This window comes from Flavivirga abyssicola (genome assembly GCF_030540775.2).
Lineage (GTDB): Bacteria > Bacteroidota > Bacteroidia > Flavobacteriales > Flavobacteriaceae > Flavivirga > Flavivirga abyssicola.
The window spans coordinates 3,668,478-3,684,536 of the sequence record NZ_CP141266.1; the positions used below are offsets into that span (position 1 = coordinate 3,668,478).

9 protein-coding genes are annotated in these 16,059 nt (G+C 32.5%); all 9 read left to right on the forward strand.

The features are described from left to right. Position 1: 1 nt before the first annotated feature. The 9 genes from vgrG to Q4Q34_RS15535 all read left to right on the forward strand — a co-directional run bounded on the left by vgrG (position 2) and on the right by Q4Q34_RS15535 (position 16,032). On the forward strand, positions 2-1,789 hold the full coding sequence (gene vgrG / locus Q4Q34_RS15495) for a type VI secretion system tip protein VgrG (RefSeq protein ID WP_303315344.1): 1,788 nt from the start codon (positions 2-4) through the stop codon (positions 1,787-1,789). A 9-nt stretch (positions 1,790-1,798) separates the two neighbouring features. Next, the gene (locus Q4Q34_RS15500) at positions 1,799-2,311 is read left to right on the forward strand and encodes a GPW/gp25 family protein (RefSeq protein WP_330444549.1); all 513 of its coding nucleotides are present in this window, start codon (positions 1,799-1,801) and stop codon (positions 2,309-2,311) included. Between the two features lie 24 nt (positions 2,312-2,335). After that, entirely contained in the window at positions 2,336-5,974 is a 3,639-nt protein-coding gene (locus Q4Q34_RS15505; protein WP_303315342.1) for a hypothetical protein, read from the forward strand. A gap of 22 nt (positions 5,975-5,996) precedes the next feature. After that, complete coding sequence (locus Q4Q34_RS15510; RefSeq protein WP_303315340.1) at positions 5,997-6,749, forward strand: hypothetical protein; 753 nt, start codon at positions 5,997-5,999, stop codon at positions 6,747-6,749. A gap of 84 nt (positions 6,750-6,833) precedes the next feature. Further along, a complete protein-coding gene (locus tag Q4Q34_RS15515; RefSeq protein WP_303315339.1) occupies positions 6,834-9,713 on the forward strand; it encodes a hypothetical protein in 2,880 nt (959 codons plus the stop codon). Further along, complete coding sequence (locus Q4Q34_RS15520) at positions 9,710-13,468, forward strand: contractile injection system tape measure protein (protein ID WP_303315338.1); 3,759 nt, start codon at positions 9,710-9,712, stop codon at positions 13,466-13,468. The genes Q4Q34_RS15515 and Q4Q34_RS15520 overlap by 4 nt, the downstream gene beginning before the upstream one ends. Further along, positions 13,456-14,811 carry an ATP-binding protein gene (locus Q4Q34_RS15525; RefSeq protein WP_303315337.1) on the forward strand — a complete coding sequence of 452 codons (1,356 nt, stop codon included), beginning with the start codon at positions 13,456-13,458 and terminating at the stop codon, positions 14,809-14,811. Before Q4Q34_RS15520 ends, Q4Q34_RS15525 begins: the two co-directional genes overlap by 13 nt. 11 nt (positions 14,812-14,822) lie before the next feature. After that, positions 14,823-15,212 (forward strand): DUF4280 domain-containing protein, encoded by a 390-nt coding sequence (locus Q4Q34_RS15530; protein ID WP_303315335.1) that lies wholly within the window; start codon positions 14,823-14,825, stop codon positions 15,210-15,212. A 592-nt stretch (positions 15,213-15,804) separates the two neighbouring features. After that, entirely contained in the window at positions 15,805-16,032 is a 228-nt protein-coding gene (locus Q4Q34_RS15535) for a hypothetical protein (protein ID WP_303315333.1), read from the forward strand. The last annotated feature ends 27 nt before the right edge of the window (positions 16,033-16,059 follow it).

Consider the following 16,059-nt stretch of genomic DNA (forward strand, 5'->3'; position numbering starts at 1 on the left):
TATGGCAAGTTCACCAATAATAAGTGGAAATAACTTAGTATCATTTACCATTACCTCTGAAGGTGATGCGATTCCCGATACCTATGGTGTAGTAAGTGTGAATATATCACAAGAAATAGATACCATAGCACAGGCACAAATTACTGTTAGAGATGGTGATCCCACAACGCAAATGTTTGAAATTGCAGACGCATCAACCTTTAAAACAGGAAATGCTATAGAAATAGCTCTAGGATATGGAACAGATACAACAACTATTTTTTCTGGAGAAGTTACCAAACAATCGGTTAAAGTAGACGAATCCGGGACAACCTTTCAAGTTACCTGTAAAGATATTTTAGTAAAAGCAGTAAAAAGCAAAAGTAAATTAGTGTTAACAGATTCGTTGGATAGTGACGCTATTGATCAAATTGTAGAAAATTTGGGCGTAGAAAGTAACGTTACGGCAACAACAGTACAAAAAGAAAAAATTATTCAATACAGTGCCACAGATTGGGATTTTATTGTAAGCAGAGCGCAACGTAACGGAATGGCCGTAGTAACAGATAATGGAACATTGGTGGTTAGTGCAATAACCACGGATGATGAACCTGCATTAGAACTACAATACGGTAGGGATATTATGGAAATGGATATAGATCTTGAATCTATAGAACAATCCACATCACTTTCCATTAATGCCTGGACACCTTCAGAACAAGATTCTGTAAACTCTGAGGCAAGTGAGCCCACTGTTAATGAGCAAGGAGATGCTTCAGAATCAGATTTAGAATCAATTACTGATGCCAATGAAGCTTTTAATACCTCAATACCACTAACAGAAGATGAAGCACAACAAATTTCTGATGCCTGGTTATTGCGAAAAAGAATGTCTAAATATAGAGGCTCTATAAAATTTCCGGGATCAGCTGATGCCAAACCCAATACATTAATTTCCTTAACAGGTTTAGGAGAGCTTTTTGATGGCGACGCTTATATATCTAGTGTGTCTCATAGTTTCAGCGGAGGAAATTGGTCTACAGAAATACAAATAGGAGTACCCCCCGAAGTACACAGTCAGAAAGTAAAAACAGCACCTTCTGAGCCAGGAACAAAAGATACACTCATTGATGTTAAAGGCATGCAAGTAGGTATTGTTAAAGATACTTATGATGAAGATGGTGGTGAATTTAGAGTGCAAGTAGAAATTCCTATTTTAAATGATACTACAGAATTTGTATGGGCACGCCTAGCTTCTTACTACGCAAGCAGTAGTTTCGGTGCTTATTTTTATCCAGAAGTAGGTGATGAGGTAATACTCGGATTTATAGATGGAAACCCTGCATATCCCGTTATTTTAGGAAGTATGTACAGTAGTTCGTTACAACCTCCGGAAGTGGTAAGTGATAGCGATAATAATATAAAAATGCTAATGACCAGAAGTCAGTTGCAGTTCAAGTTTGATGATGAAAACATCGTGATGACTATGGTGACACCTAATGGGAATACAGTAGTGATCAGCGATCAAGATGAAGGAATAACCATTACCGATCAAAACAGTAATCAAATACAAATGAATAGCAGTGGTATTACAATAGAAAGTAAATCGGCCATGACCATTAAGGCAGCTGATGATCTTACCATACAAGGATCATCGGTAAAAATAACGGCAGATAATGATGTATCTATTAGTGGAAGCTCTATATCGGCCTCCGCAAGTAATTCAGCCACACTTAATGGAGATAGTGGATGTACAGTTAGCAGTAGCGGAGAAACAAATATAAGTGGTTCAGCAATTAACCTTAATTAACACTTGGCTATGGAAATTAAAAAAGAAGACACAGAAAAACATAATTTATTTTTAGGTACAGGGTGGAGTTTTCCGCCTACATTTCATAAAGAAAGCTCATTAGGAGTCGAGATGGTATCTAATGAAAAAGATATCCAACAATCTTTAGAAATATTACTGAATACAAAATTAGGAGAACGTATTATGAATCCGAGATATGGATGTGATGTATATACCTATTTATTTGAATCAATATCAAACTCAAGAATGTATCAAATTATAGAAATGATTAAAACAGCCATCTTGAGATATGAACCCAGAATTAAGCTCATAAAAGTGCTTTTAGATGAATCTGAATATTTGGATGGTGTGATTAAAATTAATTTGGATTATAGAATTCCATCAACAAATACCAGATTTAATCTAGTATTCCCATATTATAAAATAGAAGGTACAGACATTCCGGATTTATATAAAAAACAAGCCCGAAAGCCAAAGAGTGTGTCCGATTTGGTAGCTCTTAATAAAGAAAAGGCACAATAGAAAACAGTATTGCTTAATCAATAGATGATAGAAAGAAGGAAAGGAACCATACAGTATCAAAGAATAAACCCTAATCTACTTAACCCAGAGTTTAAGATAGACGAGCGTTCTTTTGAAGATTTATTAGCCTATATAGTGTCCTATGTAGAATATATTAACTTTTATACAACAGAAGATATAATTGATGGTAATTGGAAAGCTTTGGTAGAACAAGACCCGGTTATTTATATTATAGGCATTATAAAAGCACCTATAAATAGTCTTCATGAAGAAGAAAGCATTCCTGAAAAAAAGATTCAAATTTTGTTAGGCTGGTACGATAAAATAGAAAAATGGTATCATACACTATTACATTTTAAAGAAGGACTTCTTGCCAATAAAATAGGGAATGTATTGCTTGATGTGCTTCAAGATAAAAAGCAAAACCTTGAAGATATTTTAGAAAACATAAAAGCACAAACACTTAGCACGAATTCGTTTGTTGATGCTTTAAAAATATATACAAATTCTGAAAAAGGACGTAATGATTTCGACTTGGATGAAACGACCCATACGTTTGGGAAAATGATACTTTATATTCAGAATTTTACGCGCGACTATCTGAAGAGTAATGTTTTTGCTAAAAATGACCATATGCCCAACAACGCCATGTATATTACATTTGCGATGTTATTTAAGAAGATTCAGGACAAAATAAACACCGTAGGACATAGGCATTTAGAATTTTATTATAAAGATGTGTTACAACAAACACCTCGAAAGGGTATAGACACTCAGGCAGTAGTCTGTTTTGAATTGCTACCTAAATCAAAAGGCATTTTAATTCCAGAAAAAACACAGCTAAGTGCAGGGAAATTATTTGAAAGTAAACAAAATATCCTCTTTGAGACAACAAAGCCTTTATTAACTGTACCAATAACCATTAGTACATTACAAACCTTATATTTTAATAAAAGTCCTTTTATAAAAATAGGAACTAACGAATCAATTATATCTAACATAGTCAAAAATAATCTTGTTTGTGAAAAGCAAGACATAAAAGACATTGAAAACAAATCGTTATTTGGAGCAGATGAAAATTCAATTATAGATTCAGAGTTATCTTCAAAAACAATAACCGATATTGGTTTTATGATAGGTTCTCAGGTATTGTTTCTTGAAGAAGGGGAGAGAGAAGTAAAGATCACATTTACCTTAGAAAAAGAATCTTCAGAAAACGTTTTTTGGAAATTATTGAATGAAATGGTTTCAAACCAAGGCCTTCCGTTAGATGTTATTTTTAATACCGTTTTTGAAGATGCTTTTGCCATCTCATATACCACAGCAAAAGGTTGGGAAACCGTATCATCTTATGGGGTTGTATTTAATGAAACAGAGAATACATTTAGCATCCATTTTATATTAGATAATACAGCACCATCAATAACTATTTTACCATCAGAAACTAAGTATTCCTGGCCCATGGTAAAAGTCGTTTTAGACGAATTTGCCCCCATATATGTTTATTCCTTTTTTAAAGGAATCAAGCTAGAAGTCATAACAATTGATGTTAACGTAACAGGAATTAAAAACCTGGCAGTTTACAATAATTTAGGTAAGATGCCATTAACTAAAGCATTCAATTTATTTGGTTTGTCTCCAACAATAGGCGGGTATTTATTGGTTGGTAAAAGTGAGTTGTTTAAAAAAGAACTCGTAGATATAGATTTGCATATAGAGTGGGATGCTGTACCAACAGATTATGGTGGTTTTGAGACTTACTATAACGAATATTCCGAAACATTTAATAATGACTCTTTTGTTGTAGATATTACCGCATTATCTAATGGATATTGGTTCCCTAGAGAAGAAAAAACAAGAGCACAAGTCAATCTTTTTAATACAGAACCTGCAACCACTCCAGAAGGTTATGATAGCGTTATTATATCTAAAAAGAATACCATTAAATTAAATGACCTAAGAAAATATCAATTATCCAGAGACTATAAATTACAAGACCCAATAGTTTACGATGTGCATACCAACAGCGGTTTTTTTAAACTGTCATTTATAGCACCACAAGAAGCTTTTGGAAAAGAATTATATCAAAAAAACTATAGGGAAATAGCGACCTATAATGCTAGAAATCAAGAGTCATTACCATTGCCAAATAAACCTTTTGTACCAAAGGTAAAACAATTGGTTATGGATTACACAGCTAGTGATTCAATATACTTTAACAATGCATTTGATGATAGTTCAGATACAGTTCGGGGAGATTATATCCACCTAACACCTTTTGGAACAGAAAAAATAGTATCAGACAGCAGGGTGTATAAAAATACCATGGTCACAGATTTTGAAGGAGAAGGGTATCTGTATTTAAAACTATCAAATATTGAAACAGATACAACGGTATCCCTGTTTTTTGATTTGAATAATAATGTACCGGAATATAGCGAACATCCTAACAATATCGTTATCGAATACAAAAAAATGAATAGCTGGGTAACGCTCGCTAGAAAGAATATCATTTCAGATAGTACAAATCAATTAAGTAAATCGGGGATTATAGAATTACTGCTACCATATTATAATAATGAAGCTGGTAATCAAGACTATGAATTACGATTTGTTGCAAAGCATGATGCTTATAAATATCCGATAATACATGGTATTTACCCTAATGCTGTTGTAGCAAGCTGTATTAGCGATGATGATACCATAATAGGTAAAAAAGTTGAAGCCAATAGTATTACCAAGCCAGTAAAAAAGATTGCAGAACTTAAAAAAGTCATACAGCCAACAGCTTCTTATGGAGGAAAAATACCGACCATACCAGAGCTGTTTTATACAGAAGTGAGCGAACGATTAAGGCATAAAGACAGAGCTTTAACCATTTGGGATTATGAACATCTTATTTTAGAATACTTTCATGACGTTATAGCTGTAAAATGTACAAACCTGGATCGGTTTTTTAAACCACAAGCAGGTAAAATTACCATTGTAGTTCTGTCCAGAACATGGAAATATGATAACCATAGTTATTTTACTGGTAATGAGTTGGATGCTATACACCGTTTTATAAAAAGTAAATCCAATTCTTTTATCAGAATCAAAGTCCAAAACCCAACCATAGAATGGTTATTAGTTAATTGTATCGTTGAGTTTTATGTACAAGACCAAGGCGGATACTATTTAAATGCATTGAATACCGAATTGAGTAATTATTTATGCCCGTTACCCAACCCCGATTCTACAACTATTGAAGGTATAGGCGCTACAGTGGTGCCAAGAACATTAAGAAGTCATGTTGAAAACTTACCATATATCCAATCTGTAAAGAAATTAGAAATAGAACACATTGTAAAGAAAGGGCTTGATGATTTTTCTGCAAAAATATATGAAGAAAGTAATGAGGTTAAACCAACAAAACCATGGTCTATTCTAGTGCCAAAAATGAAGCATAATATTTATTCATCATCAATATTGGAAGAAGAAACCATAGAGGAAATAGAAAGTCAAAGTTTGCAGATAGGTGTAGATTATATTATTGCGGGAGATGATGATGACACACAGGAAATTATAAAATCAAATAAAGAAATAGATCAAAAAAGCACACAAAATGATTTGACTGTAGCAACATCAAAATCAGACACCATTTTGAGCTTTAAAATAAAATAATGTTAAATAAAATTTAGAACTATTGAAAATCAAGTTATTAAATAGACAAAGCCTAAAAACACTGTTTGGAGCAGGAGCCAGACCAAAAGAAAGTAATTTCTCTAGCTTGATAGACTCTATGGTGAATAAAATAGATGATGGCATCTCAAAAGATGAAGAAAATGGTTTGATTCTTTCACCAGAAGGAAAAGAATCCAACCGTGTAATAAGCTTTTATGAGAATGTTGAAGATGAATTAGCACAATGGAGTATAGAGTTGGATCAAGAAGAAAATAAAGGATTATCCATAGTTGCTCCAGTAACTAAAACAGAAGAAACAACAGCCATATCCTTTCAGAAATCCGGTTCAGTAGGAATTGGAACAAAAAACCCAAGAACCTCATTAGAGGTAGATGGCACGTTGGGGGCAGATACCCGTATAGGAACACATAAAATAGGAACTGTTCGGGCAGATGGTGATTGGCATGATATTATTACCAATTTAGATGGCTGTGTGGCCTTTGAGGTTATGGCACAAGTAGGTAAAGAAAAAGCAGGCAGATATGCCTTACTTCATGCACATGCCTTAAGTACCTTTGGGAAATCTCATCATAAGATTCGTAAGACACAAGCACATTATGGTTGGTTTTGGAATAAAATAGCCATTCGTTTTACAGGTACGACTTATAATTATAAGCTACAGCTCAAAACGAGATCAAATTATGGTCAGGGGCAAAATATAAACTTTCATATTACCAAATTATGGGATAGTGATATGAATAAGTTATTTAAATAATGAACTCATGACGTATGGGCGAATTTTCAGCCATTTTTCAGGAAAAAGAAAAGTTAAGAAAAGTTCAATAAGAGTAGATATTATATGAATAACAAAGGATATATTTCCAAAAAGAAAAAAGGATCAGGTCTTTATGAAGCATTGCATCAAGAAGCCTTGGAAATACTCCAAAAGCTAAGTGGTGGTATATGGACAGATTATAACGAACACGATCCTGGGGTTACTCTACTTGAAAATATATCGTATGCAATTACAGAATTAGCACATAAAACAGGTTTATCTATACAAGACCTTTTGCAATCGTCCAAAGGAACCGAGCTAAAATCAGGCGATAATGGCTTTTTTGTAGCCTCAGAGATTTTAACAACAGACCCAATAACATTTAACGATTACAGGAAGATTTGTATAGATCAGATAACCAATGTGAAAAATGTCTGGATTTACCCGGTAGATGGCTATGAAGAAGCCTTAAATAATATAAAAGGCTTATTACATATCTATGTAGAGAAATATGAATATCATGCACAGGATGACGCGGAAAAAGTAGAAAATGATAAGATTATCGAAGCGATAACCCAATTGTATAATGAACACCGTAACCTATGTGAGGATCTATACAAAGTTGAGGTTTACAAGCCTTTAACGCTTGTTATGGAACTACGGATAGCTTTGTTGGATTTAATAAATGGAGAAGAGGTCTTAGCAAATATTTTAGCTCGTGTTAATGATTATTTGGCACCAGAAGTAGGCTATTTTTCATTAAGACAGTTACAGGAAGCAGATATATCAACAAATGATATTTTTAACGGTCCACATTTGTCTAATGGATTTATAAAAGAAGAAGATTTAAAAGACCCCTTGGAAATTATTGAAATCTCAGAAATCATTAAGGTAATATCTAAAATCCCAGGTGTTGTTAATATTAATAATTTTTGTTTGAGTTATGTAGATCCAGAAACAAAAGAACAACACGTTATTAAGGAAAGCTATAAGATTCCTAAAAATGTAACCGCCAGAGTTTTGTTTCCCGAATCAAACGAAAAACTAATTTTTGAAAATTCAGGAGTTTCCTTTCAACCAGATTTAAAAGAAACGAAAAAACAATTGTCCTTTATTCAAGCATTAGATGCCAGCAAATTCAAAGCGGCATCCAACTCCTTAAATAATATACCAATACCACAAGGAACCGTACAAGATATAAGCTATCATTATCCTATAAGGAAGCAACTTCCCGAAATTTATGGCGTAGGAGATAGAGGAATTAGTGCAGAAGCTACACCATTAAGACAAGCTCAGGTAAAACAACTACAAGGATATTTATTACCATTCGACCAACTGATAATTAATTTTTTAGCACAATTATGTCATGTATATACCTTGTACGATGTCCATAACAATCAAGAGTTATCATACTTCACAGACAGTTTGCCAGATATAGAAGAAGTATTGGATCTTGTTAAACCACCATCAACATCATATACTTTAGAAGAGACTAAAGCATATTGGAATCAGATTACAAACGATCTAAATATATTTTTTGATAATCATTCACTAGAAAGGCTTAATAAGGTGGCAGACCAATTATTAGCAAGATATAGCGAGACTTTTCAAACCTATACATTGCTAAAAATTAATAAAGCAAGCTATGGGAAATCTATGGGTTCTAAAGAATTTGAAAAACAATCGCTATTAGTAAAGCAAGAGCTTATAAAAGAATATGCAACCATTAGTTATAGCCGATCCAAATCCTTTAACTATAATAATATGACTTCGCTTACTACAGTTGAAGAAAAAAAAGAAGCCATTCCGGGTGTCTTTAGAAAAATAGCCATACTCGTGGGAATTAACGATTATCAAATAAAGTCGTTAACTAAAAATATATCAGAATCAGAAATACGGATCCACCCCCGGTCAATAGACATAGATTTTATAGTACGTGAAATTGATATTTATACTCCAGAAGAGGAGATAGGAATTGTTGAAATTGAAGATGTTGTAGTAAATGAGGATATAAAAGAAAACTTATACGATACAATGCATTATGTAGGTGCAGAGGATACTTTACTAAACAATGTATTGAAGTATGGCATTGTTCCAGATAATTATACAATAAGTAAAGACCCCAATAAGAAAAAGCAATATTATATTTTGCATAAAAGAAATGATGAGAAGTCTAATATTGTACATCTGGCCAAGAGTAAGGAAGATGCGACCCAGGCTATAGAAAAAGCCATTAACTATCTTATAGATATTAGTCAAAAAAGTGAAGGTTTTTTGGTAATGGAGCACATTTTATTATTGCCTTCATATTTTGAAGATTACTATGGCTTTAAAATGGATTTTTCTTTATTAAACCCATCATTAAAAATAGTGTGTTCTCATTTTCAGCCTGCTACATTTTCTAAAAGAGACGAAAACATCGCCTCATTAATAGAAGCGTTATTAACACAAGAGATACAATTTACCATAGAACCTAATAAAAGGAAGTATAGATTAAAAATAAGTTCATTAAATGGTGACGTTCTAGCAGTTTCTAACAATGATTTTCAATCGGAAGCAGAACTTCAAAAAACTGTAGAGCTTTTAAAAAATGAAATGATTAACACTCAAAAAGATGATATAGAAGCCATTACAAAGTGTTATGTGTTTTACGATAAAGACCACGCTGTAGATGAGCAGTTTTTTTCATTCAGAATGAGTTTTATTATGCCTATGTGGCCCGTACGTTTTCAGAATGAAAATTTTAAAAACCTTTTTGAGACGACCATTTATGAGCAAATGCCAATTCATATAAGATCAGATTCTTATTGGTTAGATTATAAAACCATGTCTCAATTTGAAACCTGTTACTTTAAATGGTTGGAATTATTAAGACTAAGAGAATCTAAAGAAGACCTTATGTCTCAGGCATATCAGTTAATAGTATTATTACAGGAGTTGGATCGCAAATATTCTGAATCTTGAAAGATACCCAAACACATATTATTAAAAGCCAGCAATATGAAATAGAATTGCATGATGCTTCACAAGGTTATGAATATCAATCAAGAGTAAGTCAGCTTCAAGAGCATGGCATTCAGGTTATTTTACAGAAAGTAATGGATACCTATCATGCAACAGAATATCTAGATCAATATGATGAAGTTGTATTGGATTTAGGAACCATTTCTGAATCAAATTTTGATCGTGAACTCGGTTATAAAATAGAAGAAGCTTTTATAGACTTTTTCAAGAATAACACCTACGATAATGGCTCTTTAATAAGAGGAAAACGAAAACCAATCCATAAAACAAAAATTGATCAATTTGTTTTTTTTCTTAAAAACGGATATTTACAATGGGATACACCGTCTTCCACTAAGCCCTTAGAATTATTAACAACAGCGCTTAGAAATAATAAAGAAGCATTAATTGCCATTTTAAAAAAAGAAGGACAAAAAGAAACTATAAGAAAGCGATTAATATCTCAATTAAAAGATACGGCTTTAGAACAGATTGTTATAGCTATTAAAAATGAAGAAGGTGTTTATATAAATCAATCTCGCAGGGATATCATACAGTATCAAGAAAACAATATAATAGTTGAGGTTAATAAAGGTTATTTTAGAAATGCCATATGGGAAATTATACTAACTTATATTTTTGTAGAAGTTACAGGCTATTCCAATCAAACAAATTTCTTAAAATATCTTATTCGTAAAATAGCAACCAAATATAATTTAACGTATAAAAATTTACTAACAAGAATTGTTTTAGGAATAAAAAACAACAATGATAAGATAGGAACTATGCCTAACTTAGGGAAAATAGTAACCACATTGTTGGAAGAAGTTGAAAAAGGCGAAATGACCTTTAAAAAAACATCCAAGGAAAATAAGACGTTAGATTTTATAGATACACTTAACTATTATTTTGAATATAATGCGTTGCCGGTTACAAGTACTATAACGACTTTAGATGTTTTTTCTAAAAACATAGAAGACCTCATACAGACAAACCCAACCGAATTTTATACTGTTTTTTATAAATTCATTGAAGAAGACTCTAATATAAACCGATTTACCAGTCGTTTTTCTAGCCATTTAGTAAATAGTATAGTCACAAATGCTTCAGATGAGGTTTTCATTACAATAGCTCATTTTTTTAAGCAAATGATTACCATATCAAATAGATTATCGATTCAATCTATGACATTGAATAGATTGCAAAAACTGTTTGGAAAAATAGCATGGCATACTTATGCAGTGATTCGAAAAACACCTTCCAACTCAATTCGAGAATTTTTATATCAAACAGTAAGAGAACTTATTATTGATCAAGAGTTTATAATCATTTTAAAAGCTTTTGAAAAAGAAAAAGGGTTCAAATCATATAAAGACGTTTCATTATTTGTTAAGGACATAACTGTATCTAAGAACAGTACAGGTGATAAGCAAGGTGCCATTTTTTCCAAATTTTCTGAAAAATTATTTGCGTATTACAAAGGGAAAACACCAATGTCTCTAAAAGAATTCCAAATAAACTTAGCAGCAACCAATTATAAAGAAGTATCATTCAAGTTAATGATTATATTATTAGACCTTACTTCTAAAGACAAAAATAGCTCCAAGCAATCAATAATAGGTTGGTTAAGCCAGCGATTGACAGAACTGGATTCTAAAGTAAATCCTATAGAGTTGATTTTATCTCAAATGCACAAGATGGCTAAGGTATTACTTGTAGATAAAAAAATGATACAAGCTATTGATGAAGCAAAAGGGGCATTTCTAAAGAATAATAAAATAGAAATAGCGTCATTAGAAAACGGAACCACAGGCGCTAACCAGGTTCCATTACAAGTATATCAAGAACTTGTAGAGGCTATAAAAAATAGAGTTTATAATAGGACACAACAAGATTTTTATAACAGTATTGAAGAGTTATTAGAGTTGTTTTCTAAAAAATACAATGTAGAAAGAAATAGATTATTAGAAGTACTTAAAAAAAATAATACAGGTGAAAGCGCTTCTGAATTTTTAAAAATAATTTTTGAACATATAAACTCAAACAAACAAAAGGCATCAAACAAAAGGGGTAATAATGATAGGTTTGATTTAGACAGTGTTCAGTATTTTTTTATTTATGGCAGATTGCCTTGGTGGGTTAAGAGTAAATCCACCGCTTTGTTTCAAAAGTCCATGTATAAAGTATTAAGCATATATCCAGAACAATTTGTTGTCTGGTTTAAAAAATCGAAAAACCAGAAAGTTATTTTAGATTTGATGGATCATAAGACTTATAATGTTTTTATCAAACAAATTAATGCTTCAGTTACACAATCCGTAATAGCCACAAAGCAATTATTTACAACACTTTTAGATAAAGATTTATCGGGAATTAAGAACATACTACCCGCGCATCATAAAGCCATACAGTATATGCTATTAGAGTATATCCAATCCAATCAACAGATTGATATTTCTAAATTAACAGCATTTATTGTTCACAAATTGGAGCAAATAATAGCTGTTTCAAAAGAAGATTTGTATCAATTGCTTTTAAGTAGAATGAGATATGATAAGCAACTATTTAAAACGCCTAAAAATTTAGAATCCTGGCTGCAAACAGAAATAAAACATACAGCATTTGAATATAAAGATGTCATTCAAAAAATAGAAGACGATAAGCCTTGGAGAGCATCCATTTCATTTTCAAATGCAAAAGAGGTCATTGAGGCTTTAGAGATTATTTATAAAAATAAGCCTCAAGAATTAATGTATCATCTAAAAAGGCTGTCTTTTAGAAAAGGATTAATAAGTAAGCTAAGTGTAAAAAATCATAGAGACACTTTAAAACTATTTTTTCCAGTAGCAGATAGGTCACAGTTACTTACCGTTTTTGAAATATTTAAAAACCTCAAAAAACAAATAACTACTAAAAATTATCAGATAGTTTGGAGTTGTTTTATTGATAAGTTGCTATTAAAAATAGCAATGCATGGAGGCGTTAATTGGTCAATAAACGATTGGAGCTTGCTCTTATATGAAAGTATATCTACTATAAAACATTCAAATTCATTAAAAGAATTAATACCCGAAATATTAGTGAATAACAACATCACTTCAGAGAAAATAGCAAATGAAATAGAAAGGATTGTGGCTCAAAAAGAAGAAGTAGTCATTAAACAAGAGTCCTCAGAGGAAGTTCCAGAAGTTATAGAAAAAGAAACCGTAGGTGAATCTGTTTTTATTGAAAATGCTGGTATGGTCATATTGGGACCTTATATCCCCATGCTATTTGAACGTATGAAGCTAATGGAAAATAAGGCTTTTAAAAATGATGTATGTCAACAAAAGGCCGTTTATATATTACAATATGCAGCTACAGGAAAAACAGAATTTGAAGAACATGCATTAGTACTCAATAAAATTATCTGTGGTATGGACATTCATACGCCCATAGAATCTGTTATGACTTTAAATGAAGAAGAGAAAAAGCTTATAGACGGCTTACTTGAAGCAATTATAGCCCATTGGAGTACTATTGGCAACACGTCTGTAGATGGTTTAAGAACCTCTTTTTTATGCAGGGAAGGGAGAGTGACTATTGAGGAGAAAAAGTATGTACTTGTAGTCGAAGAAAAATCATATGACATGCTATTGGATAATATCCCATGGACAATTGGACAATTAAAATTAAGTTGGATGGAAAAATTTGTAGAAGTAATATGGAGAGCATAACCAATAAACAAACGCAAATAACATTACAGAGCGATATTTTGTGGCTGGAAGCAGTTATTGAAACAGCAATAGCTTTATATTTTAATAATGAAAACGAATACAAATCTATAAAAGAATTAAAACTCCCAGACATTATAGAAGAAGATCGATCTGGTTATGCACAAATACTAAGACGGTATAATTTGGTTTTTGAAGAGCGTTTAATGTTTATTATGGCTCTTATAAGACATTTAAAACCGCAGAGTTTAGACTTGTTTTTAATAAAAAATAAAGCATTAGAGACCGAATTCTCAGAATTTGGAGGTTCTAAAGATGAAACACAACACGGTTTTGTACCAACCTTAGAGACTGTGTGTTTTCTTTTGGGAGGTGCCAATAATATTGAGATTCGTATGGCGTTTATGAGGATTGTGTATGAAAACAATAACCTTTATAAAGAAGGCATACTAGAAGCTAAAAAGCAGCCTGTAGAACTTAATGAACCTCTACAATTATCTGAAGAATTTCTTGGTATAATTATAACCAATAAAAAATACGTTCCGAAATATAATTCTAAATTCCCTGCAGAAGAAATAACTACTAAAATGGATTGGGATGACTTAATACTAGAAACGAGTATCAAGAATCAGTTGATAGAGGTTAAAGAGTGGCTAGAGCATAGTGATCTTATTTTGAATCAATGGAAATTAAATAAAACATTAAAACCTGGATATAGAGTCTTATTTTATGGGTCTCCGGGTACAGGAAAAACATTAGCAGCAACGCTGTTGGGAAAGGCTATAGAAACACCGGTATTTAGAATAGACTTGTCCATGATCGTTTCTAAGTATATTGGAGAAACAGAAAAAAATCTGGGACGACTATTTGACATAGCCTCATCCAAAGGCTGGATTTTATTTTTCGATGAAGCAGATGCCTTATTTAGTAAGCGAACCGATACCAATACATCTAATGATAGGCATGCAAACCAAGAAGTTGCTTATTTACTGCAACGCATAGAGAGCTTTGATGGTTTAGTAGTACTGGCAACTAATTTGCAAACCAATATCGATGAAGCCTTTTTAAGACGTTTTCAAAATACGATCAATTTTCCAAAACCAAAATACAGAGAACGTAAAATTTTATGGGAAAACTTAGTCAGCAATACTTTTGAAGTGGAGGAGGGACAAGAGGTGTTAGATACCATAGCAAGAGATTATGAATTATCAGGAGGAGAAATGATTAATGTGTTAAGATATTGTGCTATTAGAGCAGCCAATAAAGGTGAAAAGAAAATTAGCTTTACTAATATTATGACTGGAATAAAAAGAGAATATAAAAAATCAAATAAAACGTTTAATTAAAAAATAAACTTATGGCAAATTTAACATGTAGCGGTGCGTCAATCTCCTGTACTTTTGGAACTGCAACATCTGTTTTTACGGTGTTACCAGAAAATGAAGTCAATTCAGATAGTATGCCAGCAGCCACGGTCGATGATTATATTCCATTAGAGAATATCATGTCTTTTGGAGAATGTTCATCAGAAATAAACCCGGCAGTAATAGCAGCAACAGCGGCAGCACAAGGTGTAGAAACACCAGCACCCTGTGTCCCTAGCACAGTCACTCCATGGTCTCCGGGCATATCCGATGTTTTGATTAATGGGATGAATGCCTTAGATAATAATAGCACATGTGATTGCCTTTGGGAGGGATCAATTTCTTTTTCTGATGCAGGTGAAGAAGATGTAGATATTTCTTAATATATAATTCAGCTTAAATTAATGTAAACTTGATATATTAAAACCCAACAATCAAAGGAGCGGCACTTAACTCTCTATTTTGGACAAGTCGTTCCCTACTAAATAGAGGATTATGATTATAGGATTTAAAAAAGGGATTAAGGTGAGCGTTAATAAATGACCATCAGACAAGCCCCGACCCTTCGTAAGAGGGGCGAACGTTTAGAAATAGTCCAGTGGACTATTTTAGTGAAGCAGCCAGAGTGTCGCATTGGGGGAAAAACATTGAAAAGTAGTATGGCATTGGATAACACATGGGCGCGACGTCGAAGTTTTGTACTTGGTTCTTCTCAAGCGCAAGCAAGAGAAGAAATTCCTATCGAAGGGGCGTCTTTTCTTTTGTTACTTTTCTTTGGACGGGCAAAGAAAAGTAAATAATGAATCTTTTTTAAAGATGTGGGGACACCTTAGCCGTTGGCAGGGAATCTCATCATGATGGGATGTCTCGTCACTCATGCTTCGCTCAGTCGACATGACAAACACTTGAAAATTATTTAATATTATTTTTCTAAAAAAATTAAACCGAACTGACGTTAAATTATAATCTTATAAAATGAAAAACGGAATATCCTTTTTGTCTAAAATAATAGAAGCCCCATTTGTTAATCTCATTGTCTCCATTGGTTTAATTATTATAGGTATAGAAGAACTATATGAAGCAGATGTGTTGCACCTAGCAATTCATTGGAAACATGGTATAAGTCTTTATGGGGTTTTAATGTGTATACAAGCCGTTTATAAAATTTTAAAAGGAGGCGTAAAAGTTTTTAATGTAAACTAGTTATAAAAAATACAGATCCGTGCTTAA